Source organism: Klebsiella sp. G-Nf4 (assembly GCF_002810615.1).
Classification (GTDB): domain Bacteria; phylum Pseudomonadota; class Gammaproteobacteria; order Enterobacterales; family Enterobacteriaceae; genus Klebsiella; species Klebsiella variicola.
This window is the reverse complement of sequence record NZ_PION01000014.1, coordinates 75,455-100,563: the sequence shown is the minus strand read 5'-3', so window position 1 is coordinate 100,563 and position 25,109 is coordinate 75,455. Positions and strand designations below refer to the sequence as shown.

Genomic DNA, 25,109 nt, shown 5'->3' with positions numbered 1-25,109 from the left:
ATCAGGTCATGGTAGAGCAATACAACGCTTCTCTCAATCTGTCTGATCCCCTAGAATCGGAACCCTTATCCTGGATGAAGAACAGAGTATGACGCCTGAAACCCTCTCCCGCGGCCCGTTGAACCCGGCGCGGATCCTGGTCATTAAGCTGCGCCATCATGGCGACATGCTGCTGATCACGCCGCTTATTCACGCGCTGAAACAGCAGTATCCCGCCGCCAGCGTGGATGTGCTGCTGTATGAAGAGACCCGGGATATGCTCGCCGCCAACCCCGATATCCATCATATTTATGGTCTCGATCGCCGCTGGAAAAAGCAGGGAAAAAGGCATCAGTTGAAGATGCAATGGCAGCTCATTCAGACGCTGCGTCAGCAGCGATACGATATGGTGCTTAACCTTGCTGACCAGTGGCCGAGCGCGATTATCAGCAAACTGACCGGCGCCGCGACGCGGATTGGTTTTGATTTTCCGAAGCGCCGCCACCCGTTCTGGCGCTATTGCCACACCGCGCTAGCCTCCACCCAACAGCACAACCAGCTGCATACGGTACAGCAGAATCTCTCTATTCTCGCTCCGCTCGGTCTCCCGTTGAACGACGCGCCGGCGCGGATGGGCTACAGCGAAGCAGACTGGGCCACCAGCCGCGCCCTGCTGCCGGAGGAGTTCCGGGAAAACTACATCGTCATCCAGCCAACGTCGCGCTGGTTCTTTAAATGCTGGCGCGAAGATCGTATGAGCGCGCTGATCAACGCGCTATCCGCCGAGGGGTACGCGGTCGTGCTCACCTCCGGCCCCGACGATAGAGAGAAGAAAATGGTGGACACCATCATCGCCGGCTGCCCGCAGGCGCGTCTGCACTCTTTAGCCGGCCAGTTAACGCTGCGCCAGCTGGCGGCAGTGATCGATCACGCCCGCCTGTTTATCGGCGTCGACTCGGTGCCGATGCATATGGCTGCGGCTCTCGGCACTCCGCTGGTCGCCCTGTTCGGCCCCTCGAAGCTGACCTTCTGGCGTCCGTGGCAGGCGAAAGGCGAAGTGATCTGGGCCGGCGACTTCGGTCCGCTGCCCGATCCGGACGCCATCAACACCAACACCGAAGAACGTTATCTCGATTTAATTCCTACCGACGCCGTAATCGCAGCGGCGAAAAAGGTACTGGCATGAGTAAATTCAGGCTGGCTCTGGTGCGGCAGAAGTACCGCCCGGACGGCGGTGCAGAACGGTTTGTCTCCCGCGCGCTGGAAGCCCTCGACAGCAGTCATCTGCAGCTGAACGTCATCACCCGCGAATGGCAGGGGCCGGTGAAACCGGACTGGCAGATCCATATCTGTAACCCACGTAAATGGGGGCGCATCAGCCGCGAACGCGGGTTTGCCAACGCCGCGCGCGCGCTCTGGCAGCGTGAGTCCTTCGACCTGGTGCAGAGCCATGAACGTATTCCCGGCTGCGATCTCTACCGCGCTGGCGATGGCGTTCATCGCCGCTGGCTGCAGCAGCGCTCGCGCATTTTACCGGCCTGGAAAAGCCGCCTGCTGTTCGCCGACCGTTACCACCGCTACGTCATGCAGGCGGAGCGCGAGATGTATGAAGACTCACACCTGCGCGGGGTGATCTGCAACGCCGAGATGATCAAGCGCGAAATTATCGAAGACTTTGGCCTGCCGGCGGAGAAGATCCACGTTATTTATAACGCCATTGATAACCAGCGTTTTCTGCCGCCGGGCGAAGACACCTTTGCCGCCTTACGCGCCAAATGGCAGCTACCGCTGCAGGCAACCTGCCTGATTTACGTCGGCTCCGGCTTTGAGCGCAAAGGACTGGCGGCGGCAATTCGCGCCATCGCCCCGACCGATCGCTATCTGCTGGTGGTTGGCAAAGATAAGGATCAGCCGCGCTATCAGGCGCTGGCGAAGAGTCTCGGCTGCGAAGCGCGCGTGCGCTTCTTCGGCATGCAGTCGGAGACGCTGCCCTTCTATCAAATGGCCGATGGTCTGCTGCTGCCCACCCTCTACGATCCGTTCCCCAACGTCATTCTCGAGGCAATGGCCTGCGGTCTGCCGGTGATCACCACCACCGGATGCGGCGGAGCGGAGTTTATCGTCGACGGCCACAACGGTTACGTCTGCGACGCCCTGGATATCCCGGCGCTGCAGCAAGCGGTGATGGCTCTGCCGCCGCGCGCGCTGGGCTCTGCGCAAGGCGGCCGCGCCCGCGAGCGCATTATGGCCTGCACCAGCGAGCGACTCTCCACCCAGCTGCTTTCTCTTTATCAGGATCTGGTGAAATAACGATGCGCATCTTATTTGTGATTGACGGTTTACCCGGTGGCGGCGCGGAAAAAGTGGTCCTGACCCTGGCGGCACAGTTCCTGCGCGACGGCGATCGGGTGTCGCTCATTTCGCTGCGCGATGTCTGCGAGTACCCGTTACCCGAGGGGCTCGACTACCAGGTGGTGGCCGATCGTTGCCGCAAACCGTGGCGCAAGCTGACTGAGCTGTCCCGCCGCGCCCGCCAGCTGGACGCCGCGGTCATCCGGGCCGAAAAGCAGGGACAATTTGACCTTGTACTTTCCAACCTGCACAAAACCGACCGCATCGTCGCCCGCAGCCGGGCGCTGCGCGAGCGTAACGTCTGGTTCTGTCTGCACGGCGTATTCTCTGCCTCCTATCTCGGGCACCGCACCGGCTTTGACCGCTGGATGAAGCAGCAGAAAATTAAGCGAATTTACCAGGGTCGCAACGTGGTGTCGGTTTCCGACGCCGTGGGACGTGATCTGGTAGAAGCCTTCGCCCTGCGTCCGGCACAGCTGAAAACCATCTACAATCCCTTCGATATCACTGCCCTGCGTGCCGAGGCGGAAGCCGAGAGCGAGCGACCGGACGGCGACTATCTGATTCACGTCGGCCGCTTCCATCCGGGCAAACGCCACGACCGCCTGATTGAAGCCTATGCGCAAAGCGGCATTGACGCGCCGCTGGTGCTGTTAGGCCAGGGAAAACCGGAGCAAGAGCAGCGCCTGCGCCAGCTGGCCAAAACGCTGCAGGTTGACGATCGGGTGTGGTTCAAGGGTTTTCAGAAAAACCCCTTACCGTGGATCAAAGGCGCACGGATGCTGGTTTTAAGCTCCGATAGCGAAGGATTCGGCAATGTGGTGGTGGAAGCGCTGCTGTTGCATACGCCGGTTGCCAGCACCCGCTGCCCCGGCGGCGTCACCGAGATCCTCACCGGCGAACTTGCCCGCGGTCTGGCGGATCTGACCAGTCCGGCGCTGGCTCAGACGATGCAAAGCATTTACCATAACCCGCCGACTATCGACGACGCCGCGCTGGAAAAATTCAGCGTCGTGTCCATTTGTCAGCAGTATCGTCAGCTGCAGCGCACCTGACGCCGTTAGTTAACCAGGATCGAAGATTTATGAGTCAAACGCCTTTATTGAGCATCGTGGCTGCCGTCTACAACGGTGAGAAATTTCTTGCGCAATTCTTTGAGTGCCTTGAACAGCAGCAGCTGGAAAGCTATGAACTGATCCTGGTGAACGATGGTTCGACGGACAACAGCCTGGCGGTGATCGCCGAATGGCGGGATCGGCTGCAGAACGTCCAGGTACTGGAGCAGGAAAACCAGGGCGTCTCGGTCGCGCGCAATACCGGCCTCGCCGCCGCCAGCGGCAAATATCTCGCGTTTCCGGATATCGACGACAAACTCTATCCGGGCATGTATCGCACGCTGCTGGAGATGGCGGAGAAAGAACATCTCGATATCGCGACCTGCAACGGTACCTACGTGTACGAAAAGCGCCGTGAGAGTCACCCGATCTTCCCGCTGGATCGCCTGCCCTCGACCAGTGTGCTGCCGGGCCATGTCTGGCTCAAGCAGGCCCTGGACTCGCGGAAGTTTCTGCACGTCACCTGGCTCAACATCTATCGCCACGACTTTATCCGCCAGCACCACTTCCATTTCGAGCCCGGCCTGCGCCATCAGGATATCCCGTGGACGACAGAGGCGCTGCTGGCCGCGGAGCGCGTGCAGTACACCAGCCAGCAGTTCTATGATTACTACATCCACTCTGAGTCGGTGTCGCATAAGCCGGACAACGACGACACGCTGATGCGTTCGGCGCGCCACTATATGAAGATTCTGGAGATGCTGGAGGCGATCAACCAGCGCTACCCGGATAAAGTGCGCCATATCGCCGCCTGTCGCTGGCAGATCGCCAAAGAAGGCCTGGGGATCATCCACACCTTCGACAGCATGAAAGATGAGTCGAAAAAGCATGTTATTATTAAAGAATTCTTCGACCGCGGTATCTGGCGGTTAATCTGGAAAAACGCCTGTACTTTCCGTTTACGCTGGCGCCTGGGACGCCGTTATCTGCGTATTAAGCGTTATCGCCACGCGGTATAGACCAAAAACCCGCTGTTTCCGCCAAAGAGATAGCTTTACGCGGGCTAAATGCTTAGAATTTGCCCGCCAAAACAGAGAACGGATAAATAGTTTGGAATTGCTTTATACCACCCTACTTTACCTTATTCAGCCGCTGGTGTGGCTGCGGCTGCTGCTGCGCAGTCGTAAGGCTCCTGCCTATCGTAAACGCTGGGCGGAACGCTATGGCTTCTGTCAGAACAAGGTAGAGCCGGATGGCATTCTGCTGCACTCCGTTTCCGTCGGAGAAACCCTGGCCGCCATTCCGCTGGTTCGCGCTCTGCGCCACCGCTACCCGTCGATGCCGATCACCGTCACCACCATGACGCCGACCGGCTCCGAGCGCGCCATGTCGGCGTTCGGCAAAGATGTCCATCACGTCTATCTGCCCTACGATCTGCCCGGCGCCATGAACCGCTTCCTGAATACCGTTCAGCCGAAGCTGGTTATCGTTATGGAAACCGAGCTATGGCCGAATATGGTGGCCGCGCTGCATAAGCGTAAGATCCCGCTGGTGATCGCCAACGCCCGCCTCTCTGAACGTTCCGCTAAAGGCTATGCCAAACTGGGCGGTTTTATGCGCCGTCTGTTAAGCCGTATTACGCTTATCGCCGCGCAGAATGAAGAGGATGGCAACCGCTTCCTCGCTCTGGGGCTGAAGCGCAACCAGCTGGCGGTCACCGGTAGTCTGAAATTCGATATCTCCGTCACCCCGGAGCTGGCGGCCCGCGCGATTACGCTGCGCCGCCAATGGGCGCCGCACCGCAAGGTATGGATTGCCACCAGCACTCACGACGGCGAAGAACAAATCATCCTGCAGGCGCATAAAAAACTGCTGGAGACCTTCCCGAACCTGCTGCTGATCCTCGTTCCTCGGCATCCGGAGCGCTTCCCCGATGCGCGTGAGATGGTGCAAAAGGCCGGAATGAGCTTTACTCTGCGCAGCACCGGCGAGATCCCCTCCTCCAGTACCCAGGTGGTGATTGGCGATACCATGGGTGAACTGATGCTGCTCTACGGCATTGCCGACCTCGCCTTCGTTGGCGGCAGCCTGGTGGAACGCGGCGGTCATAACCCGCTCGAGCCGGCGGCGCATGCCATTCCGGTGCTGATGGGGCCGCATACCTTCAACTTCAAAGATATCTGCGCCAAGCTGCAGCAGGATGATGGCCTGATCACGGTCACCGACGCCGACTCGCTGGTCAGGGAAGTGTCCACGCTCCTGACCGATGAAGACTACCGCTTGTGGTATGGCCGTCACGCAGTGGAAGTGCTGCACCAGAACCAGGGCGCGCTGTCGCGTCTGCTCAAGTTACTGCAACCTTACATGCCGCAACGGAGTCATTAATGTCGAACCGACTTTCCGTGGTGATGATCGCCAAAGATGCAGCGGACCTGCTGCCGGATTGTCTGGACTCCGTTAGCTGGGCAGATGAAATCATCGTCCTCGACTCTGGCAGTACCGACAACACCGTCGAGCTGGCCCGCCGCCTCGGCGCCCAGGTCTATACCCATACCGACTGGCGAGGCTATGGCATTCAGCGCCAGCGCGCGCAGGACTATGCCACCGGCGACTGGGTGTTGATGATCGATACCGATGAGCGCGTCACGCCAGAACTCAGGCAGGCTATTCTTAAGGTGCTGGCAGCGCCGCAGCGCGGCGCTATCTACAGCATCGCTCGTCGCAACTACTTTCTCGGACGCTTTATGCGCCACAGCGGTTGGTATCCCGATCGCGTGCTGCGCCTGTACGAACGCGCCCGTTACCGCTATAACGATAATCTGGTCCATGAATCGCTGGATAGCCTGGGCGCAGAGGTCATTCCGCTAACCGGCGATCTCTTGCATCTGACCTGCCGCGACTTCGCTGGCTTCCAGCAAAAACAGCTGGCGTATGCTGCCGCGTGGGCGCTTGAGCGCCACCGCAAGGGCAAGAAGACCTCGATGGCGGGAATTTTCAGCCATACCCTGGGCGCGTTCCTGAAAACGCTGCTGCTGCGCGGTGGGGTGCTGGACGGTAAGCAGGGCTGGTTACTGGCGATGGTCAACGCGCAGTATACGTTTACGAAATATACCGAGCTGTGGGCGCTGAGCCACGGCTACTCGGAGAAAGGGTAATCATGAGCACAAAAGCGATCTATCCGGGTACCTTTGATCCCATCACCAACGGTCATATCGACATTGTCACCCGCGCGGCGAGCATGTTCGATAAAGTGGTGCTGGCTATCGCCGCGAGCCCGAGCAAAAAGCCGATGTTTACCCTCGACGAGCGTATCGCGCTGGCCACTCAGGCAACAGCGCATCTGGTTAACGTGGAGGTTATCGGCTTTAGCGACCTGATGGCCAGTTTCGCCCGCGCGCAGCAGGCCAATATTTTAATTCGCGGCCTGCGGGCGGTGGCGGATTTCGAGTATGAGATGCAGCTGGCCCACATGAACCGCCACCTGATGCCCACCCTCGAGAGCGTGTTCCTGATGCCGTGCAAAGAGTGGTCGTTTATCTCTTCCTCACTGGTGAAGGAAGTGGCGCGTCATCAGGGCGACGTTTCTCATTTCCTGCCAGCTAACGTCCACCAGGCGCTGTTGAATAAGCTGAAGTAACGCATCTATCTGCTGGGGCATGAGCCACGCAGGCTGGCGCTGCACTGCGCCGCCGGCCCATCCACACCGGCTCTGTCCCGGTCTTTGTGCCAGGTGGCGCTACGCTGACCTGGCCTACAAACATCCCCGGCCCACCAGATGCGCACCCGCAGGCTCGCTGACCGGGCCTACAAACGTTCCTGTTCCTGAGAACTACTTCTGGCACTGACGGCAATAAAAGGTCGCGCGCTGGGCATGTTTGGTCCCGACAACCGGCGTGCCGCAGATCCGGCACGGTTCGCCCTTGCGGCCATAGACCTGCAGCTCCTGGGCAAAATAGCCCGGCTTGCCATCGCTTTGCAGGAAATCCTTCAGCGTCGTGCCTCCCTGCTCTATCGAACGCAGCAGGACCAGCTTAATCACTTTCACCAGTTGCTCACACTCTTCCCGCGATAGTGAAGAAGCCAACCTGTCGGGATGGATCCCGGCCGAGAACAGCGATTCGCTGGCGTAGATATTGCCGACCCCTACCACCAGCTTGTTATCCATCAGCCAGGGTTTGATCGCAGTTTTTTTCTTCGCGCATTTCTGCTGAAGATAGTCGGCGTTAAATTCATCGCTGAGCGGCTCCGGGCCAAGATGCGCCAGTACCGGATGGCCTTCCAGCGTATTGGTCCACAGCCAGGCGCCAAAGCGGCGCGGATCGGTATAGCGCAGCACCTTGCCATTACTCATGACCAGGTCAACGTGATCGTGTTTTTCGGCCGGTAGCTCTTCGCTCAGGATACGCAAACTCCCCGACATCCCGAGATGGACGATGATCCAGCCGTCCGGCAGTTCCAGAAGCAGGTATTTGGCACGACGCCGCACGCTGAGCACGGGTACATCGCTCAGGCGATAAATCTCTTCGGAAACCGGCCAGCGCAGCCGTCCATTGCGCACAACGGCGTGCAGAATGGTTGCGCCAACCAGGTGCGGCTCGATGCCGCGGCGGCTGGTTTCAACCTCTGGTAATTCAGGCATGATTTTCCTCCATTTACCCGACGTATTGTGCTTCACGGGCAGGGGACTGAAAAGGGAGTATGTGAAAGCAATATGGGGAAGTTTTAAAAACAAAAAACCCCGCCGAAGCGGGGTTTTTATACAAGGAGGCTAAAATTATTTGATTTTAGCTTCTTTGTAGATAACGTGCTGACGTACAACCGGATCGTACTTTTTCAGTTCCATTTTTTCCGGTTTGGTACGCTTGTTCTTCGTGGTGGTGTAGAAGTGACCAGTACCAGCGGAAGAAACCAGCTTGATTTTCTCACGAATACCTTTAGCCATGATTTATTTCCTCTAAGTACTTAGTACTTTTCGCCACGGGCACGCAGTTCAGACAGAACTGTATCGATGCCTTTCTTATCGATTACACGCATACCTTTAGCAGATACGCGCAGGGTGACAAAACGCTTCTCGCTCTCAACCCAGAAACGGTGAGAGTGCAGGTTCGGCAGGAAACGGCGTTTAGTCGCGTTCAGTGCGTGGGAACGGTTGTTACCGGTCACCGGACGCTTGCCAGTAACTTGGCAGACTCGGGACATGTCTATTCTCCAAAAATCAAATTAGCTCGAGCTTCGTATGGGGTATTGGCGCCTCGTCAGGCTTTACAGCCTGGTCATCGCAGTTCAATGTGAACTCTCGACTGCCAGGCCCAAATGCCAAACCCGAGATTCTCAAAGGTGGCGTAGTATACGCTGACTCGGCGATGTGCTCAAGTCCCGAACAGACAAAGATCCCGAAGGATCGCCAGTTCGGGGCTAAATCCAGCCACGTTCGGCAAAAGATACATACGCACCGCGGCCGATGACCAGATGGTCAAGCACGCGTATCTCCATGAATCGACAACATTTTACCACCCTTTCGGTAATCAGCCTGTCAGCCTGGCTCGGCTCCGGACTCCCGGAGGGATGATTATGCGCAAGGATCACGGCGGCAGCGTTCACTTTGATGGCTTCGCGTACAATTTCTCGCGGATGCACCTCAACGTGGCTAAGAGTACCAGAAAAAAGGCGACTATGTTTCAACACGCGGTTCTGATTATCTAAAAAGATCACCATAAAGATCTCGCGCTCCTCTTCCGTGAGCTGGCTTTGTAAAAATTCCCGCGTCATTGAGGGGCTGACCAGCGCAGCCTCCTCAACCAGCTGCGAGCTAAAATAGCGTCGCGCCAGCTCGGCAATGCCCTTCAGTTGCGCATATTTCGCCAGTCCCAGTCCATCCACAGCTATCAGTTGCGCTTTATCCGCGGAAAGCAGAGCGTAGAGCGAGCCAAAACGCTGCAGTAACGCCTGCGCATAGCTGAGCACATCCTGACGGCGCGTGCCGACACGCAGAAACAGCGCCAGCAGCTCAACATCCGTTAGCGCTTCGATGCCATACTGCAGCATCTTCTCCCGTGGCATCAGATTTTCCGTTCCGTCCATGCGCCCTCCTGCGTTAATCAGGCTATCCTGGCACAGCCTGACGGCGCTGCCGACCCGCGGCTTTTCACCCTGCGTAGCAGCTCGCAAAGTGAATGCCCACCAGAGGCACGACGGCGACAGGATTGTGATAAGATGCGCGGATTCTGGTCTACGGCAACAGGAATACATCATGATGACTCTGGCGGGTAAAAAAATCGTCCTGGGCGTCAGCGGCGGTATCGCGGCGTATAAAACCCCGGAACTGGTGCGCCGACTGCGTGAACGCGGCGCGGAAGTGCGTGTCGCAATGACGGAGGCGGCAAAAGCATTCATCACCCCACTCAGCCTGCAGGCGGTATCCGGCTATCCGGTTTCCGACAGCCTGCTCGATCCGGCGGCGGAAGCGGCCATGGGCCATATTGAGCTCGGAAAATGGGCCGACCTGGTGATCCTCGCCCCGGCAACCGCCGATTTAATTGCCCGCGTGGCGGCCGGCATGGCCAACGATCTGGTGTCGACGATCTGCCTCGCCACCCCTTCCCCGGTTGCCGTGGTGCCCGCCATGAATCAGCAGATGTATCGCGCGCAAGCCACCCAGCACAATCTGCAGACGCTCGCTTCCCGCGGCCTGCTGCTGTGGGGACCGGACAGCGGTAGCCAGGCCTGCGGCGACGTCGGCCCGGGGAGAATGCTCGATCCGTTAACCATCGTGGAGATGGCCGCGCAGCATTTCGCCTCCCCTGTCAAAGATTTGCAACATCTCAACCTCATGATTACCGCGGGCCCGACCCGTGAGCCGTTGGATCCGGTGCGTTACATCAGCAACCACAGCTCAGGCAAGATGGGCTTCGCGATTGCTGCCGCTGCCGCGCAGCGTGGTGCGAAGGTCACTCTCGTCAGCGGCCCGGTATCGCTACCGACACCGCCGTTTGTGCAGCGCATTGATGTCACTACCGCACTGGAAATGGAAGCGGCCGTCCAGGCCAGCGCACAACAGCAGCATATTTTTATTGGCTGCGCCGCGGTGGCGGATTACCGCGCTGCCGCCATCGCCGAAGATAAAATTAAAAAACAAGGTGATGAATTAACAATAAAAATGATTAAAAACCCCGATATTGTCGCTGGGGTTGCGGCGCTAAAAGCGCATCGCCCTTACGTCGTTGGGTTTGCCGCCGAAACGAATAATGTGGAAGAATATGCGCGGCAAAAACGTGCCCGCAAAAACCTCGACCTGATTTGCGCCAACGATGTTTCTCAGCCTAATCAGGGCTTTAATAGCGATAGCAACGCATTACACCTTTTCTGGCAGGATGGGGAAAAGCGCTTACCACTTGAGCGCAAGGAACTCCTGGGCCAATTATTACTCGACGAGATCGTGACCCGTTATGATGAAAAAAATCGACGTTAAGATTCTGGACCCGCGTGTCGGCCAGCAATTTCCGCTGCCGACCTATGCCACCTCCGGCTCCGCCGGACTTGACCTGCGAGCCTGTCTCGACGACGCCGTAGAGCTGGCGCCGGGTGCAACCACGCTGTTGCCGACGGGCCTTGCGATTCATATCGCCGATCCCTCTCTGGCGGCGGTGATCCTGCCGCGCTCCGGCCTGGGTCATAAGCATGGCGTGGTGCTGGGCAACCTGGTGGGGCTCATCGACTCCGATTACCAGGGGCAACTGATGGTGTCCGTCTGGAACCGCGGTCAGCAGAGCTTCATCATCGAGCCGGGCGAACGTATCGCACAGATGGTCTTTGTGCCGGTCGTGCAGGCGGAATTTAACCTGGTGGAAGAGTTTGACGCCACCGACCGCGGCGAAGGCGGCTTCGGTCACTCAGGGCGTAAATAAGCCCAGCAACACGGAACCTGCATCCCAACGCGCATAATGCAATAACATCACCGCAAACTCAGGTTTGCGGTCGCATTGTGGATGTCTGCCTGACAAGTGCTTATTTTCAGGGGTATTTTAAAACATGGCAGAAAAGCAAACTGCGAAACGGAATCGTCGCGAAGAAATACTTCAATCTCTGGCGCTGATGCTGGAATCCAGCGATGGTAGTCAACGTATTACCACCGCGAAACTGGCGGCTTCCGTCGGCGTCTCTGAAGCCGCGCTGTATCGCCATTTTCCCAGCAAAACCCGCATGTTTGACAGTCTGATCGAGTTCATTGAAGACAGTCTGATTACGCGCATCAATTTGATTTTGAAAGATGAAAAGGACACGACCGCGCGCCTGCGCCTGATCGTTCTGTTGATTCTTGGGTTTGGCGAGCGTAATCCTGGGCTGACGCGTATCCTCACCGGGCACGCGCTGATGTTCGAACAGGACCGGCTACAGGGCCGCATCAACCAGCTTTTTGAACGCATCGAAGTACAGCTGCGTCAGGTGATGCGCGAGAAAAAAATGCGTGAAGGCGAAGGCTACACCCTCGACGAAACCCTGCTGGCCAGCCAGCTGCTGGCCTTCTGCGAGGGCATGCTGTCGCGCTTTGTGCGCAGCGAGTTCAAATATCGTCCGACGGATGATTTCGAGGCCCGCTGGCCGCTGGTCGCCGCACAGCTGCAGTAAATCCTCACATGCAGCCGCCAGGCTGCATGATTCTCCTCGCAATCTGCGTAAGTTTGTTGCAAATCCCAGGGCCATTGGTTGAATTGCCCAATGCGCGTTTCCGCTTTCCTTTCCTACTATCCAGCTTGCTGATCGTTTCACCCTCCCCCAACACCACCCGACAAGGAGAGATTTGATGGCGACGTCACGGCGGGATTTATTGAAGATAGGCGGGTTGGCAACCGCATCACTACTAGTCAGTCAAAAAAGCTTCGCAGCATGGGCCCCTTCGGAACGCTATCCTGACCCACGCATCGTGGCCGTCGATGACAGCTTTCGTCGCTATATGCTTGCCAGCGCAAAGGTTGAACGCATCGCCAGCGGCTTCCGTTGGGCGGAAGGCCCAGTCTGGTTCGGCGACATGCGAATGCTGCTGTGGAGCGACATTCCGAATAACGCCATCATACGCTGGGATGAAATCAGTGGAGAAACCAGCGTCTTTCGCTACCCGGCCAATTATAGCAATGGCCACGCCCGCGACAGACAGGGGCGCTTAATCAGTTGCGAGCACGACACCCGCCGCATTACGCGTACCGAATACGATGGATCTGTCACCGTACTGGCCGATAGCTACCAAGGTAAGCGCCTCAATTCCCCAAACGATATCGTTGTGAAGTCAGACGGTACCATCTGGTTTACCGACCCGCCATTTGGCATCAGCGGCTTTTACGAAGGCCACAAAGCAACGCCAGAATTGCCGCAAAACGTCTATTGCCTGGAGCCGGAAAGCCGCAAACTAAGCGTGGTATTGGGCGACATAAAAGGGCCAAATGGTTTGTGTTTCTCGCCGGACGAAAAGACCCTGTACGTGGTGGAAAGCCGGGCGACACCGAACCGCTTAATTCTGGCGTGGGACGTGGAAGGCAATACGCTGAAAAATAAACGGGTGTATCTCGACTGTGGCAAAGGTACCGCCGATGGGATCGCCTGCGACGCAGACGGCAATCTGTGGTGCGGATGGGGAAGCGGAAACGAAGAACTCGACGGCGTGCGGATCTTTAACCCTCAGGGTAAGCATATCGGCACCATTCAACTGCCGGAGCGCTGCGCGAACTTGTGTTTTGGCGGCGAACAGCGCAATCGGCTGTTTATGGCGTCCAGTACGTCAATCTATTCGCTGTACGTCAATGCGCAGGGCGCTAAGCTGGTATAGAGGAAATATCCGGCAGCCGAGGCTGCCGGATGCATCATCAGATGCCGTAGGCTTCACGATAGGCGCGAACTGACGCCAGATATTCCGCCATCTCGGGTTTCTCTTCCAGATAAGCGATCAGCTCTTTCAGAGTGATGATTGAGATCACCTGGCAGCCGTAATCACGCTCCACTTCCTGAATGGCGGAGATCTCGCCACGGCCGCGCTCCTGACGATCCAGGGAGATCAGTACACCCGCCAGCTGCGCGCCCTGGGCCTGGATAATCTCCATGGATTCGCGGATCGCCGTACCGGCGGTGATCACGTCATCCACCAGCATCACACGCCCCTGCAGCGGGCTGCCAACCAGATTGCCACCTTCACCGTGAGTTTTTGCCTCTTTGCGGTTAAAGCAGTAAGGCAGATCGCGGTCATGATGCTCGGCTAACGCCACCGCGGTGGTAGTGGCGATCGGAATACCTTTATAGGCCGGGCCAAACAGCAGGTCGAACTCAATCCCGGAATCCACCAGCGCCTCGGCATAAAAACGGCCCAGCAGTGCCAGATCGCGCCCGGTGTTAAACAGGCCGGCGTTGAAGAAATAGGGACTCTTGCGCCCGGATTTCAGCGTGAACTCGCCAAACTTAAGAACCTGCTTGCTAAGCGCAAACTCAATAAACTGGCGCTGATACGGCTTCATGGATTCGCTCCTTTAGTACTGTCATCATTGTCGGACTACGCACTCTCCCTTCGCAGGTGTAATGAAGGATAAAGCGCAAAAAAAAGGCGACTTCTCAGTCGCCTTAATCATTAATTTTCTAACGCCGCCTTCTGCGTCGTGATAATGGATTCGATCCCCCCTCGGGCTAACGCCAGGAGAGTGAGGAGCTCTTCATGGGTGAACGGCTCGCCTTCTGCCGTGCCCTGCACCTCAATAATGCGGCCATCTTCGGTCATCACCACGTTCATATCGGTTTCCGCGGCGGAATCTTCGATGTACTCCAGATCGCAAATGGCTTCGCCATTAACGATACCAACGGACACCGCGGCCACCATCCCCTTCATCGGGTTGGTTTTCAGCTTGCCGGCTGCCACCAGCTTGTTCAGCGCATCGGCCAGCGCCACGCAGGCCCCGGTAATAGACGCGGTCCGGGTGCCGCCGTCTGCCTGCAGCACATCGCAGTCGAGGGTGATGGTGAATTCGCCCAGCGCTTTCAGGTCAACCGCCGCGCGCAGCGCGCGAGCGATCAGACGCTGAATTTCCATCGTCCGGCCGCCCTGCTTGCCTTTTGCCGCTTCACGCGCGTTACGCGTGTGCGTTGAGCGCGGCAGCATGCCATATTCGGCAGTGATCCAACCCTGTCCCTGTCCTTTCAGAAAACGCGGAACGCCTTCGTCAATGGAAGCGGTGCACAGCACTTTGGTATCACCGAATTCGACCAGCACGGAGCCTTCAGCGTGTTTTGTGTAATTACGGGTCAGGGTGACGGGACGCACCTGATTAGCGCTACGGCCTGCTGGACGCATGATAGAAATCTCCGGCTTGAAACGAATGTGGGGCGCATTATACGAATTTCATGGCGAAAAGCCTATGCCAACACGTGCCGGGCGCACACATAATGTCAGTCCAGCGTTTTACGATAAGATTTCAACCCCACGCCAATCACAATCACCGCCAGGCCGATCAACGGCAAAAGATCGGGTAATAATGCCATCGCAGAATATCCTTTCAACATGATGCCCTTAACCAGTCGGATGAAATAGGTCAGCGGTAAACAGGAGCCAATGGCTTTCGCCCAGTCAGGCATACTAATAAAGGGGCTGATAAAACCGGAAAGCATAATGGAAGGAATAAAGTAAAATGACGACATTTGCAGCGCCTGCAGTTGGTTTTGTGCCAGGCCAGAAATACCAATCCCGATTGACAGGCAAAGAAAGACATAAATTAACAACACAAAAAATAGCAGGAAGACGCTACCGTGAAGGGGAATATCGAACAACAGAACGGCGGCAATCAGAATCAAGGTCGCCTGAAACAAACCAATGATAACAAAAGGTGTTATTTTCCCAATGATGACCTCAAGTCCGGATAACGGAGAGACCAGTAAATTTTCTAACGCCCCGTTTTCTCGCTCACGGGTAATAGACAGGGCGGTCATCAGGATCAAGGTTGTACTGAGTATCGATCCCATAATACCTGGAATAGTATTAAACTGGGTAATCCCCTCCGGGTTAAACATGCGATGGATAATAAGCTCAAAATCATCCTCGTTTTGCTCTACACGCATGTCGCCCGGCAAATCGTGTTGAAACATCGATTTCGCAACCTGCACAAGGGCGCTGAGCGCATTCCCCGTGGTTATCGGATCGATGGCATCCCCCTGAATTAACAGCTGAGGCTTTTCTCCACGCAACATCTTGCGCGTGAATCCCTCAGGAATCGTCACGATAAAAGTGACATCTCCTCGAACAAACGCTTTCTGAGCTGCTTCTTCTGAATCGACAGGAATCATCGAAAAATACCCTGTATTTTGCGCTTCCGTCACAAAAATCTGACTCATGCGTTCGGTATCATAATTTAATAAAGCGGTAGGAAGATTATGGGGATCCATATTGATGGCATAGCCAAGAATGATCAGCTGAAAAATAGGTGTCAGGAGCACCATACTGATGCTGACTTTATCACGACGTAATTCATGGATTTCCTTAATAACCACACCGATCCAGCGAGTAAAGGAGAAGCTTAAATTAATTTTTTTCACAATCGTTTTTCATCAAATAGGTAAATGCATCTTCCAGATTGGTATCCACCTGGCAGAACTCATAGCCCTGTTGTGTAAATGCAAAAAGCGTGGACTTTAACTTCGCTTCATCTCTGGAAGTAATATAAAGCTGATTGCCAAAAATGACCGTTTGCTCAATATCCGGCAAGCGCTGTAGCTGGTTTTCAAGCATCGTCAGACCGGCGCCGCTCGTTCGCATGGTGATCAGATTCTGGGACGCGATAATCGACGCAATAGTGCCATTTGCCAACAGGCGGCCATAAGACAGATAGGCAACCTTATGGCAACGCTCGGCCTCATCCATATAATGCGTGCTCACCAGTATCGAAATACCTCGGTCCGATAGCTGGTGCAGCATTTGCCAGAACTCGCGCCGCGCTTTTGGATCCACGCCAGCGGTTGGTTCGTCCAGAAACAGCAAAACAGGTTCATGCAACATGCAGGCGGCAAGGGCCATTCTTTGCTTCCAACCGCCAGAAAGCTCCTTAGCCAGCTGGTGCTGTCGGGTTGTGAGACCTAACTCTGAAAGCGCGTGTTCAACCCGGGCCTTACGCTGATCGAGGCTATACAACCGCGCGATAAAAAGTAAGTTTTCCCGGATGGTTAAATTTCCCCACATCGAGAAATACTGGGTCATATAACCTATCTTTTTTTTTATTTTTTCCCGCTGTGTAAAGATGTCCATGCCCAGACAAGAGCCTTCACCTGAATCCGGGGTAATCAAACCACACATCATCCGAATCGATGTTGTTTTCCCGCTACCGTTCGGCCCAAGAAAACCATAAATTTCGCCTTTTGCCACCTGCAAAGAGAAATCCTTTACGACGTGATGCTCACCAAAATACTTATTGAGATTTTTTACATCAATACAAAGATTATTCATTACCAATAACCTCCACATCAAACGGCTGGCCGATTTTCATCCGCTCAGCCTGCTTCCGGGCAGGAACAGCCTCAGCCATAAAAATGAGTTTCTCCCGGCGTTTCGTACTATAAATAACCGGAGGCGTAAATTCCGCTTCAGGACTGATGTAGTTAATCACGCCAGCAATGGGCTCAGCGCAACCATCGCATATCAGTTTTACCTTAGTTCCGATTTTAAATTTACCAAGCATCGCCTCGGGTATAAAAAAGCGTACTTTTATATTCTCAGGAGGTAACAGACTAATTATTGGTCTGCCGGCAGTGGGCCGTTCCCCGGCACGATAAATAATATCGAAGACTTTAGCATTGACCGGAGAAACAATCGTCGTTTGCTGGACATCCCAAAGCGCCTTGTCACGTTCGAGTTTTGCCGCGGCCACCATCGAGAGCTGTTTGCTAATCTCATCCTGACGGGCAGGCAGTTGCCGCGCTTTGAGTTGATTAATTAACTCTTCAACCTGCGCGCCTTTTTGCGTTAACTCATCCCGGATATCCTCCCATTCTGCGAGCGAGATGGCGCGACTGGCGTAAAGATTACGATACCGCTCAAGCTGACGCTTTACCTGGGATTCCGCCGATCGTGCTTTTTTAATCTGGGCACGAATAATATCCAGCTCTTCAGGCCGCTCTCCCGACTCCAGATTTCGCAATAATGCGCTCTCTGCAGAAAGTTTTTCCTCAGCTCGCAGGAAAATATTTTGCGCATCAAAGGACTCAATCTTCACTAACTCTTGCCCAGGCGTGACATTATCTCCTTTCTTAATGAATAGCTGTTCAATTTTTGCAGTGGAAGAATAAGAAAGATAGACAAATTCGCCATGTGAATAACCAGATAACCTGTTCTCCGGTTTGTTATCACACCCCGTTACAATCAGCATTGCTACCAAAACAAAAAATATATTTACTGGCTTTTGCATTAAAACGCATCCGTACGCATAGAGTTTTTCATTACTGATGTCTGGATTGAATTATTCTCATTCCAAACCCTAACGTTATCGTCAGTTTAATCCTTTAAATAATGCTTAAAGTATATTTCATTCAATTTATCGAGAGCACTCAGGTTTAACCCAGCGATCGAGTGAAAAGCATCATCTTTTGTGAATGCAAGAATCGACGATCCGCCTGGAGAAAACCATTTAGCGCTCTGTTTAAAAGGCCATGGTAGTTCATAACCTTTTTCTCTCAGTAAATCGTTAAGCACACGCCAGTCGTCTCTAAAATCATTTCCGGAAAATGGGCTATCACTTTGTGCACCTTCTGCAGTGAATAATTGAATTGGCGTACAAAAGTTAACCGAACTGGGAAAGTACATATTATAAAAGCTTACAATGAGTTTCTGCACCTCTTCAGGAAAAGAGCCGGGGATCGTCAACACACCTAACAAATATTTATAGTCTGGATATCTTTTTATAAAATCAAATATCCCGCGCCATAAATAATCAAGAACATTACTTTTTTGATAAGGCTTCTGGATAAATCCACGGCCGATTTCCACACACTGGCTTAAACAGGAATAGGCATTATTATGGTACTTGAACAGGCTGTTGCTATAGAGGCCTGTTATTCCATGTTGCGCTAACTGCTCACCAACGGGTATTAGACGATAGGCACCCAGTATTTCTTCATCAGAAGGATCCCATAAAATGATATGGTAATAGGTTTCATCAAAAACATCATTATCTCTGTCTTTACCGGATCCAGCGCCAATATCGCGATAACAGCGCTCGCGTAAGCGCCCTAACTCATCGATAATGGGTGAGGTTCCGTGAGTATTGCTGCGATATATCAATAGTTTTCTACCATCATCAAATTGTCTTAATACTTCACATTCTTCTATTGCATTTATTAAACTCTCTCGACTGCCTGTTAATTCTTGTGGAGAAACCGTATCTACAAGCGCCGGGCCATTCTCTCCGATGCTCTGGAGATGCATCAAACATACATTTGCCGCGGCAGACAGATCTTTATTAAATCGATTAAACGAAGATAAGGCTATTTGCTGCCCCACTTTGATTTTCATGGTCTTACCACGATGGCGTAGCGCTTCACGAATAATCATTATATTTGACAGTTGCCGCCAGACCGTCGCAGCAAAATAATAAGTTTTGCTGTTTGACCCCGTAATATGAACAGGCACCAGCGCCGCGTTGTTTCTCATCGCCAGTTGTAAAAAACCGGGATTCCATTGATGTTCCTGTAAACCTGAGAGAGACCAGCTAGCCAGCTTACCTGCAGGGCAAATAATCAACACACCACCGTTCTTCAGATGATCGTTCATCTCCCTGAATTTCTTATGGCTCATTTTACCAGCCATATTCTCAATACCAATGGTAAGTTCTGCTACCTGTGGGAATATCATTGGCAAAATATGGTTAGCCACGATTTTTATATCTTTTCTAACCTGAGAGACAGTATGTATTAAAGCAATACCATCCATCACCGTCGGATGATTTGAAATAACAACCGTAGCACCGTGTCGGGGTATATTATTAAATTCAGAGTATTCCGTCTCACATCGAACGTTAAAAAAATCAACGACAGAAGTAACCCAGTCTACGCCATTTCTATTAATTAACCGTTCATCATTTATTAAACGAGAGAATACCTTACTGCCAAACGCGGCGCTGAAAACCCATTTTTTCCAGCATGGTATATTAGCATCAGGAAAAAACTCTCTAATGATCCTGTCAAAGATAGCGTTCATATTAAAATCCTTTTCATAGAACTAATCTAAAACGACTATACTCGTGATCTTTCTGTCGGACAATACCGTCCAAAATGAAAAGCCACTAATACAGAATTAATGGGTATAGTTGAAGTGATAATATTCATAGCGACAATGTAAACAATGCCATGTTTAATATATATGCCGTAATAAATTCAAAAAAAACATACATAGTGCTTACAGGTAATGCACCATAGCATTTCGCGTATTTATATTTGGCACAAAATCATCACGCTGAGCAGATTTTGTGCCAGGAAACTAACCCGTATAATACCACCTGGGTTTGATGCTCATACCAAATAATATAAAACCATTAACTACAGAAAAACGTAATATGCCACAGCTGTCAGCGCAGCTCGCAAAAATTATTTATTCAGCAAACCTAAATAATATAACCACATAAAACTTTACAGCATAATTGACGTAAAGTTGCTAATACAAAAAGTCTTATTTCTACCCACAACAGAAGCATACCGTTCACTTAACTTAGTAATTGCATGAAATACATTGCGGTTATGCCCCTCAAAACAATCGCCATCCAGGTATTTCATCACTATTCCTGTTAAGTCACCGCCCGCATAGCTATAATCCTTGCATTCATTATTACGAAAACAGGAACGTCTATGATCCGCAGTATGACCGCCTATGCCCGCCGTGAAATCAAGGGTGACTGGGGTAGCGCCGCATGGGAGCTGCGCTCGGTAAACCAGCGCTATCTGGAAACGTACTTCCGCCTGCCGGAGCAGTTCCGTAGTCTGGAGCCCGTGGTACGCGAGCGCATTCGCGCCCGCCTGACTCGCGGTAAAGTCGAATGCACCCTGCGTTTTGAACAAGATCCCAGCGCGCAGGGTGAACTCATCCTCAACGAAAACCTGGCGAAGCAGCTGGTCAACGCTGCCAACTGGGTGAAAATGCAGAGCGATGAAGGGGAAATCAATCCGGTTGATATCCTGCGCTGGCCGGGCGTGATGGCTGCCAAAGAGCAGGATCTCGACGCCATCGCAGCCGACATTCTGTCAGCCCTGGACGGCGCGCTGGACGACTTCATCGTCGCCCGCGAAACGGAAGGCCAGGCCCTGAAAGCGCTTATCGAGCAGCGGCTTGAAGGCGTGAGCGGCGAAGTGACCAAAGTTCGCGCTCATATGCCGGAAATTCTTCAGTGGCAGCGCGAGCGTCTGGTTGCCAAACTGGAAGACGCGGAAGTGCAGCTGGAAAATAACCGTCTTGAGCAAGAGCTGGTGCTGATGGCGCAGCGTATCGACGTTGCCGAAGAGCTGGACCGCCTCGAAGCGCACGTTAAAGAGACCTACAACATCCTGAAAAAGAAAGAGGCTGTGGGTCGCCGTCTCGACTTTATGATGCAGGAGTTCAACCGTGAGTCGAACACCCTGGCGTCAAAATCGATTAACGCCGAGGTCACCAACTCCGCGATTGAGCTGAAGGTACTGATCGAGCAAATGCGCGAGCAAATCCAGAATATCGAGTAAGCTAAGGCACACTACTAAAGGCCGGTTTTCCGGCCTTTTTTTCATTTATTTCAGAAGAAATATTTTTTATCCAGGATCCTGCAGGTTAAAAACGCCCCTGCCGCGCACAGCAGCATCGGGGCCAGATAGCTGTGATCCATGTGGGTGAACTCCATCACCAGCGCCACCGCCGTGAGCGGCATCTGCATTGAGGCGGCGAGAAACGCGGCCGCCCCCACCAGGGCGAAGCTGCTTTTATCTCCGCCAGGGAAGCCGAGCTGCCAGAGTGCGCAGAGCAGCAGACTAACCAGTCCGCCTACCGCCAGCCCCGGGGTTAACAATCCGCCTTCCGCGCCGCCGCGCAGCACCGCCAGGATCACCACCATCTTCAACACTAACAGGATAGCGACGGTATAAAGAGGCAGCCCGTCGCTGAGCGCCAGCTGCATTGGTCCCTTGCCATTGCCCGGAAGCTCGGGGAAATAAAGGCTCAGAATGGCAAGAAGGGAAAAACCCAGCAGACAGAACACCGGCATCTGCCAGTTACTTCGGACGCGTGAACGCGCCGCGCTGGTCGCTTTGCGAAAAAGCCAGGCGCCGGTGCCAAGAATCGGGCCCGCCAGAATCGCCCACCAGAGAAAGGTGTACGGGAGTGCGCTGGAAACAAAATGGTATTGCGATTCATCCCCTAACCCCAGGGTGGCCGTCCAGGCGGCAATCGCCGAGGTGACCATCGCCGCCAGCGTTTTTTCCCAGCTAAACGACAGCAGCATGACCTCAAGGCTGAACAACGCCCCTGCCAGCGGGACGTTATACACCGCCGCCAGACCCGCGCCCGCCCCACAGGCAATCAGTGTCCGGGTTTCATCTTCCAGCAGGCCCAGCTTACGCGCCACCATCCCGGCTCCCAGCGCGCCCATTTCCCGGGGCGCCACTTCGCGGCCAAGCGGGGAACCCAGCGCCACGGTGACGATCTGCAGCAGGGCATGGATCGTTGTGGTGCCCGCAGGCATGGGTGCGGAAGGGTTGGCCACCGCCGCCGCAATGGAAACCCGCTTCTGCCCATAGCGACCAAGCAGCCACCAGCCAAATCCGGCGACGACGCCGCCAGCCACGATTGCCGCGATGCGACGTGGCCAGGACGACTCCGTGACGCCCTGTAAAAATGACACCGAACCGACGATCTGCCCGGCACTGTAGCCAAAAGCCAGGTGCTGTATCGCATGTAAAATCAGCGCCAGCACCATGCCGGACAGGCCAGCCAGAATCCCGGTTAATACCACGGCTATCAGACGAGTCAGATAATTTTTATTCCCGGCGGCTACACTCATTTCTCAGGCCTTGAAGAAGAAAAATAAAAGAATAAAGGTCGAGACTTAAACATTAGGTATTCATCGTGTTTTCAATATAGATGCCTATCTTTCCATTTATCATTACTTTTTCTAATCAATAAAAATTAATACAAAATCAACAAACCTTTAAACAAAGCCATCACAGGCACTATTGTCATTAATTTTTCCTGGCGTAAATGATTCGCTTTAGAAAATCTCAATCGTGATCCTGCGCACAAATCGTTAACCTGCCCGCCATTACCTGGGGGGATCTATGCTGCTTCATGTTCTGTATTTAATCGGTATTACCGCGGAAGCCATGACCGGCGCGCTGGCTGCCGGGCGCCGGCGAATGGATACGTTTGGCGTCATTATTATCGCCACCGCGACCGCGCTGGGCGGGGGTTCCGTTCGCGATATCCTGCTGGGACATTATCCTCTCGGCTGGGTGAAACATCCGGAATATGTCATTATTGTCGCTGTCGCCGCCGTCCTTACCACCATTGCCGCTCCGGTGATGCCGCACCTTCGTCGGCTGTTTCTGGTGCTGGACGCGCTGGGACTGATCGTGTTTTCCATCATCGGCGCGCAGATCGCCCTGGATATGGGCGAAGGTCCGATCATCGCCTCTATCGCGGCGGTCATTACCGGCGTTTTTGGCGGCGTACTGCGCGATATGTTCTGCAAACGCATTCCGCTGGTCTTCCAGAAAGAGCTGTATGCCGGGATCTCGTTTGCCGCAGCCGTACTCTATATTGCCCTGCAACATTACGTCAGCAGCCACGATGTGGTGGTGCTAGCCACGCTGCTGTTCGGCTTTACCGCCCGCATGCTGGCGCTGCGCTGGAAACTGGGGCTACCGGTCTTCCACTACACCCATGATACCCACTAGCCGCCTCAAAACCCGGAGATGCGCTGCCCGCTAAGCCATTGCGCCAGCGCCACCACATCCGGATGGTGCAGGAAGGCCACCAGCTGGCGGGCTCTGATCTCCCCCACGCCCGGCAGCGCGCGCCATTGCGCTTCACTTTTTGCCGCCAGCAGATGCCAGTTCTCGCTTTCGAGCTGCGCCAGCGCCCCCTGAGGCACCGGGAGCCCCATCGCCAGCACCCAGCGGATAAAAGGCCGTTTGCGAACGAGATCAAATTGATGCCAGAGGTGCTGCCCACGGGCGGCGGAGATCCCTGGCACCGCCTGCAACTGCTCCATCGTAAGCGCCAGCCAGGAAAAAATATGCGTCATCGGGTTTTGCTGCTGAATGGCGCGCCATAAATTTGCCCCCACGCCATCGACATCCAGCGCTGACTTTGATGACAGCCAGATCAGCCGGGAAAGAAACTGTTCGCTGCACTCAGGGGTGGCGAAATAGCAGCTTAGCGCATTGAATTTCGCCGGCGGCGGCGTCGGTTTATGGCGCTCGGCCGTCCGCCAGACGACGGCGTCGATCCGAGGAATACCCTGCCCTGCCAGACTGATCTGCAGCTGATCGCCAACCCCAATATCCAGCGCCTGCCAGCGGGCCACAGAGCCAACATTAACCCGCTGCACGCGTTTATCATCCAGCCGCTGGGGCTCAAGCTGGGCCACGACGTTGAACCTGCCGCTGCGGCCGGTGCTGAAATGGATCGCCCGTACCTCCATCACCTGCGAGGCCGGAGGATACTTCCAGGCCGCCAGCCACTCTCCCTTTCCGGGAGACCAGTCACGCCCAGGAGGCTCACGACCTTCACGTACAATCACACCATCACTTACGAAGGGAAGCGGCGAGCGATACCAGCGCTGACGCCATTGCGCCACCTGTTCGACGCGTGTCACCGGGTGGGTATATTGCCCGCTGTACTTAAACCCCGCCTGCGTCAGCAGCTGCTGTCGACGGCGCATATCCGACGGGCCGTCTGGCCAGGCCCAGATAAAAACGTCCAGTTGACCGAGCGCTGCCGCCGCGTCGGCTCGCATCATCAACCCGGCGACTTTCGCCCGCGCGTTCATCCCCCCAGCCTGCTGCTGAACATGGTCGTCCCGGCGCAGAAATAGCTCCCCCTGCAGCACGCTGTTGGCCAGTTCTCCGGTCGTCACTTTTACCAGCGCCGGGATCTGCCGCGCTCGGGCGGTCCATGCTTCACCGCGCAGACCATCGCCGCGGCTAATGGCCTGAACCAAACTCCCCTGGCGATAGACCAGGGTCACCGCCACACCGTCCACTTTAGGTTGTACCCACAGGTCGTTTTTATTTTTCATCCAGCGGGCAACGCTGGCGCCATCGGCCAGTTTGCGCACGCCGGTATGCGCCACCGGATGACGCGTATCGCCCGTCGGCGGAGGCAGATCGTCATCCTCAGGCGTCTCGTCCGGAAAACATTGCCGCCACTGCGCCAGCCGCAGAGTGAGCTGGTCATAAACGTCATCGCTTACCTCACTGGCGCCTTGTCGCCAGTAGGCCTCTTTCCAGGCGACAATTTGCTGATGAAGGCGTGAAATCTCCTGCCTTCCTTTGGCCGGCGGCCAGTCCGGACACGTCGCCAGCGCGCTGGCAGAGAACATCCCCATCGCCAGCCACCACCCTCCTTTTCGCATAGCATTCCTCTCCTTCGTCACCTGGCGGAGAGTCTGCTGTAGAACACCGCGAACCGCGATGGGTACTTTTGCGCCTTGCGAAGCGCCTTCCAGGATTTACGCCTCATTGCAGCAACGGCTGGCG

General features: G+C 54.7%; 25 protein-coding genes. 13 read left to right on the top strand and 12 right to left on the bottom strand.

Annotated elements, in window-relative coordinates:
- The first annotated feature begins 88 nt into the window (after positions 1-88).
- From rfaQ to coaD, 7 genes are all read left to right on the top strand, one after another.
- Entirely contained in the window at positions 89-1,165 is a 1,077-nt protein-coding gene (gene rfaQ / locus CWM57_RS23760; RefSeq protein WP_100630969.1) for a putative lipopolysaccharide heptosyltransferase III, read from the top strand.
- Positions 1,162-2,289: a glycosyltransferase family 4 protein gene (locus tag CWM57_RS23755; protein ID WP_100676481.1), complete on the top strand. Its 1,128-nt coding sequence runs from the start codon at positions 1,162-1,164 to the stop codon at positions 2,287-2,289. The genes rfaQ and CWM57_RS23755 overlap by 4 nt, the downstream gene beginning before the upstream one ends.
- A gap of 2 nt (positions 2,290-2,291) precedes the next feature.
- The gene (locus CWM57_RS23750; RefSeq protein WP_100676480.1) at positions 2,292-3,386 is read left to right on the top strand and encodes a glycosyltransferase; all 1,095 of its coding nucleotides are present in this window, start codon (positions 2,292-2,294) and stop codon (positions 3,384-3,386) included.
- 29 nt (positions 3,387-3,415) lie between these two features.
- A complete protein-coding gene (locus CWM57_RS23745) occupies positions 3,416-4,405 on the top strand; it encodes a glycosyltransferase (RefSeq protein WP_100676479.1) in 990 nt (329 codons plus the stop codon).
- A 91-nt stretch (positions 4,406-4,496) separates the two neighbouring features.
- Positions 4,497-5,771, top strand: a complete 1,275-nt coding sequence (gene waaA / locus CWM57_RS23740) for a lipid IV(A) 3-deoxy-D-manno-octulosonic acid transferase (protein ID WP_008806838.1) — start codon at positions 4,497-4,499, stop codon at positions 5,769-5,771.
- Positions 5,771-6,541, top strand: a complete 771-nt coding sequence (locus CWM57_RS23735; RefSeq protein ID WP_008806837.1) for a glycosyltransferase family 2 protein — start codon at positions 5,771-5,773, stop codon at positions 6,539-6,541. Before waaA ends, CWM57_RS23735 begins: the two co-directional genes overlap by 1 nt.
- Positions 6,542-6,543: 2 nt before the next feature.
- Positions 6,544-7,023 (top strand): pantetheine-phosphate adenylyltransferase, encoded by a 480-nt coding sequence (coaD, locus tag CWM57_RS23730; RefSeq protein ID WP_008806836.1) that lies wholly within the window; start codon positions 6,544-6,546, stop codon positions 7,021-7,023.
- Positions 7,024-7,215: 192 nt separating this feature from the next.
- Here the strand turns inward: coaD and mutM are convergent, their stop codons facing one another.
- From mutM to radC, 4 genes are all read right to left on the bottom strand, one after another.
- On the bottom strand, positions 7,216-8,025 hold the full coding sequence (mutM, locus tag CWM57_RS23725; RefSeq protein WP_061152954.1) for a bifunctional DNA-formamidopyrimidine glycosylase/DNA-(apurinic or apyrimidinic site) lyase: 810 nt from the start codon (positions 8,023-8,025) through the stop codon (positions 7,216-7,218).
- 135 nt (positions 8,026-8,160) lie between these two features.
- Positions 8,161-8,328 (bottom strand): 50S ribosomal protein L33, encoded by a 168-nt coding sequence (rpmG, locus tag CWM57_RS23720; RefSeq protein ID WP_002922510.1) that lies wholly within the window; start codon positions 8,326-8,328, stop codon positions 8,161-8,163.
- Between the two features lie 20 nt (positions 8,329-8,348).
- Entirely contained in the window at positions 8,349-8,585 is a 237-nt protein-coding gene (gene rpmB, locus CWM57_RS23715) for a 50S ribosomal protein L28 (RefSeq protein WP_002436699.1), read from the bottom strand.
- A gap of 216 nt (positions 8,586-8,801) precedes the next feature.
- Entirely contained in the window at positions 8,802-9,467 is a 666-nt protein-coding gene (gene radC, locus CWM57_RS23710) for a RadC family protein (protein WP_061152949.1), read from the bottom strand.
- Between the two features lie 172 nt (positions 9,468-9,639).
- Between radC and coaBC the strand changes: the two genes are divergently transcribed.
- The 4 genes from coaBC to CWM57_RS23690 all read left to right on the top strand — a co-directional run bounded on the left by coaBC (position 9,640) and on the right by CWM57_RS23690 (position 13,203).
- The gene (gene coaBC / locus CWM57_RS23705; protein WP_074387093.1) at positions 9,640-10,854 is read left to right on the top strand and encodes a bifunctional phosphopantothenoylcysteine decarboxylase/phosphopantothenate--cysteine ligase CoaBC; all 1,215 of its coding nucleotides are present in this window, start codon (positions 9,640-9,642) and stop codon (positions 10,852-10,854) included.
- A complete protein-coding gene (gene dut / locus CWM57_RS23700; RefSeq protein WP_012540306.1) occupies positions 10,832-11,290 on the top strand; it encodes a dUTP diphosphatase in 459 nt (152 codons plus the stop codon). The genes coaBC and dut overlap by 23 nt, the downstream gene beginning before the upstream one ends.
- A 124-nt stretch (positions 11,291-11,414) precedes the next feature.
- Positions 11,415-12,011 carry a nucleoid occlusion factor SlmA gene (gene slmA / locus CWM57_RS23695; RefSeq protein WP_008806831.1) on the top strand — a complete coding sequence of 199 codons (597 nt, stop codon included), beginning with the start codon at positions 11,415-11,417 and terminating at the stop codon, positions 12,009-12,011.
- A gap of 175 nt (positions 12,012-12,186) precedes the next feature.
- Positions 12,187-13,203, top strand: coding sequence for an SMP-30/gluconolactonase/LRE family protein (locus tag CWM57_RS23690; RefSeq protein ID WP_077268425.1), 1,017 nt, complete (start codon positions 12,187-12,189; stop codon positions 13,201-13,203).
- 37 nt (positions 13,204-13,240) lie between these two features.
- On the opposite strand, the gene pyrE is transcribed toward CWM57_RS23690, so the two are convergent.
- The 6 genes from pyrE to CWM57_RS23660 form a co-directional block, all read right to left on the bottom strand.
- On the bottom strand, positions 13,241-13,882 hold the full coding sequence (gene pyrE / locus CWM57_RS23685; protein WP_008806829.1) for an orotate phosphoribosyltransferase: 642 nt from the start codon (positions 13,880-13,882) through the stop codon (positions 13,241-13,243).
- A gap of 110 nt (positions 13,883-13,992) precedes the next feature.
- A complete protein-coding gene (gene rph / locus CWM57_RS23680; RefSeq protein ID WP_002922602.1) occupies positions 13,993-14,709 on the bottom strand; it encodes a ribonuclease PH in 717 nt (238 codons plus the stop codon).
- 95 nt (positions 14,710-14,804) lie between these two features.
- Positions 14,805-15,944 (bottom strand): ABC transporter permease, encoded by a 1,140-nt coding sequence (locus tag CWM57_RS23675; protein ID WP_100676478.1) that lies wholly within the window; start codon positions 15,942-15,944, stop codon positions 14,805-14,807.
- Positions 15,931-16,848, bottom strand: a complete 918-nt coding sequence (locus CWM57_RS23670) for an ABC transporter ATP-binding protein (protein ID WP_074386950.1) — start codon at positions 16,846-16,848, stop codon at positions 15,931-15,933. The genes CWM57_RS23675 and CWM57_RS23670 overlap by 14 nt, the downstream gene beginning before the upstream one ends.
- Entirely contained in the window at positions 16,841-17,806 is a 966-nt protein-coding gene (locus CWM57_RS23665; protein WP_100676477.1) for an HlyD family secretion protein, read from the bottom strand. Before CWM57_RS23665 ends, CWM57_RS23670 begins: the two co-directional genes overlap by 8 nt.
- A gap of 86 nt (positions 17,807-17,892) precedes the next feature.
- On the bottom strand, positions 17,893-19,593 hold the full coding sequence (locus tag CWM57_RS23660; RefSeq protein ID WP_100676476.1) for a lysophospholipid acyltransferase family protein: 1,701 nt from the start codon (positions 19,591-19,593) through the stop codon (positions 17,893-17,895).
- Positions 19,594-20,237: 644 nt separating this feature from the next.
- Here CWM57_RS23660 and CWM57_RS23655 point away from each other — a divergent pair.
- A complete protein-coding gene (locus CWM57_RS23655) occupies positions 20,238-21,101 on the top strand; it encodes a YicC/YloC family endoribonuclease (RefSeq protein ID WP_061152943.1) in 864 nt (287 codons plus the stop codon).
- A gap of 50 nt (positions 21,102-21,151) precedes the next feature.
- On the opposite strand, the gene CWM57_RS23650 is transcribed toward CWM57_RS23655, so the two are convergent.
- Entirely contained in the window at positions 21,152-22,411 is a 1,260-nt protein-coding gene (locus CWM57_RS23650; protein WP_074386947.1) for a chloride channel protein, read from the bottom strand.
- Positions 22,412-22,685: 274 nt separating this feature from the next.
- Between CWM57_RS23650 and CWM57_RS23645 the strand changes: the two genes are divergently transcribed.
- Entirely contained in the window at positions 22,686-23,303 is a 618-nt protein-coding gene (locus CWM57_RS23645; protein ID WP_074386946.1) for a trimeric intracellular cation channel family protein, read from the top strand.
- 5 nt (positions 23,304-23,308) lie between these two features.
- Here CWM57_RS23645 and ligB read toward each other — a convergent pair whose 3' ends face one another.
- On the bottom strand, positions 23,309-24,985 hold the full coding sequence (gene ligB, locus CWM57_RS23640; RefSeq protein ID WP_100676475.1) for an NAD-dependent DNA ligase LigB: 1,677 nt from the start codon (positions 24,983-24,985) through the stop codon (positions 23,309-23,311).
- Between the last annotated feature and the right edge of the window lie 124 nt (positions 24,986-25,109).

What these genes read in the sequence shown, in the direction of transcription:
- rpmG (WP_002922510.1), bottom strand. Translation starts at nt 8,328, where the DNA reads ATGGCTAAAGGTATTCGTGAGAAAATCAAGCTGGTTTCTTCCGCTGGT.
- CWM57_RS23645 (WP_074386946.1), top strand. Translation starts at nt 22,686, where the DNA reads ATGCTGCTTCATGTTCTGTATTTAATCGGTATTACCGCGGAAGCCATG.
- CWM57_RS23650 (WP_074386947.1), bottom strand. Translation starts at nt 22,411, where the DNA reads ATGAGTGTAGCCGCCGGGAATAAAAATTATCTGACTCGTCTGATAGCC.
- CWM57_RS23750 (WP_100676480.1), top strand. Translation starts at nt 2,292, where the DNA reads ATGCGCATCTTATTTGTGATTGACGGTTTACCCGGTGGCGGCGCGGAA.
- CWM57_RS23755 (WP_100676481.1), top strand. Translation starts at nt 1,162, where the DNA reads ATGAGTAAATTCAGGCTGGCTCTGGTGCGGCAGAAGTACCGCCCGGAC.
- pyrE (WP_008806829.1), bottom strand. Translation starts at nt 13,882, where the DNA reads ATGAAGCCGTATCAGCGCCAGTTTATTGAGTTTGCGCTTAGCAAGCAG.
- ligB (WP_100676475.1), bottom strand. Translation starts at nt 24,985, where the DNA reads ATGCGAAAAGGAGGGTGGTGGCTGGCGATGGGGATGTTCTCTGCCAGC.
- CWM57_RS23670 (WP_074386950.1), bottom strand. Translation starts at nt 16,848, where the DNA reads ATGAATAATCTTTGTATTGATGTAAAAAATCTCAATAAGTATTTTGGT.
- rpmB (WP_002436699.1), bottom strand. Translation starts at nt 8,585, where the DNA reads ATGTCCCGAGTCTGCCAAGTTACTGGCAAGCGTCCGGTGACCGGTAAC.
- CWM57_RS23660 (WP_100676476.1), bottom strand. Translation starts at nt 19,593, where the DNA reads ATGAACGCTATCTTTGACAGGATCATTAGAGAGTTTTTTCCTGATGCT.
- mutM (WP_061152954.1), bottom strand. Translation starts at nt 8,025, where the DNA reads ATGCCTGAATTACCAGAGGTTGAAACCAGCCGCCGCGGCATCGAGCCG.
- coaD (WP_008806836.1), top strand. Translation starts at nt 6,544, where the DNA reads ATGAGCACAAAAGCGATCTATCCGGGTACCTTTGATCCCATCACCAAC.
- rfaQ (WP_100630969.1), top strand. Translation starts at nt 89, where the DNA reads ATGACGCCTGAAACCCTCTCCCGCGGCCCGTTGAACCCGGCGCGGATC.
- CWM57_RS23665 (WP_100676477.1), bottom strand. Translation starts at nt 17,806, where the DNA reads ATGCAAAAGCCAGTAAATATATTTTTTGTTTTGGTAGCAATGCTGATT.
- dut (WP_012540306.1), top strand. Translation starts at nt 10,832, where the DNA reads ATGATGAAAAAAATCGACGTTAAGATTCTGGACCCGCGTGTCGGCCAG.
- CWM57_RS23690 (WP_077268425.1), top strand. Translation starts at nt 12,187, where the DNA reads ATGGCGACGTCACGGCGGGATTTATTGAAGATAGGCGGGTTGGCAACC.
- radC (WP_061152949.1), bottom strand. Translation starts at nt 9,467, where the DNA reads ATGGACGGAACGGAAAATCTGATGCCACGGGAGAAGATGCTGCAGTAT.
- rph (WP_002922602.1), bottom strand. Translation starts at nt 14,709, where the DNA reads ATGCGTCCAGCAGGCCGTAGCGCTAATCAGGTGCGTCCCGTCACCCTG.
- CWM57_RS23735 (WP_008806837.1), top strand. Translation starts at nt 5,771, where the DNA reads ATGTCGAACCGACTTTCCGTGGTGATGATCGCCAAAGATGCAGCGGAC.
- CWM57_RS23745 (WP_100676479.1), top strand. Translation starts at nt 3,416, where the DNA reads ATGAGTCAAACGCCTTTATTGAGCATCGTGGCTGCCGTCTACAACGGT.
- CWM57_RS23655 (WP_061152943.1), top strand. Translation starts at nt 20,238, where the DNA reads ATGATCCGCAGTATGACCGCCTATGCCCGCCGTGAAATCAAGGGTGAC.
- coaBC (WP_074387093.1), top strand. Translation starts at nt 9,640, where the DNA reads ATGACTCTGGCGGGTAAAAAAATCGTCCTGGGCGTCAGCGGCGGTATC.
- slmA (WP_008806831.1), top strand. Translation starts at nt 11,415, where the DNA reads ATGGCAGAAAAGCAAACTGCGAAACGGAATCGTCGCGAAGAAATACTT.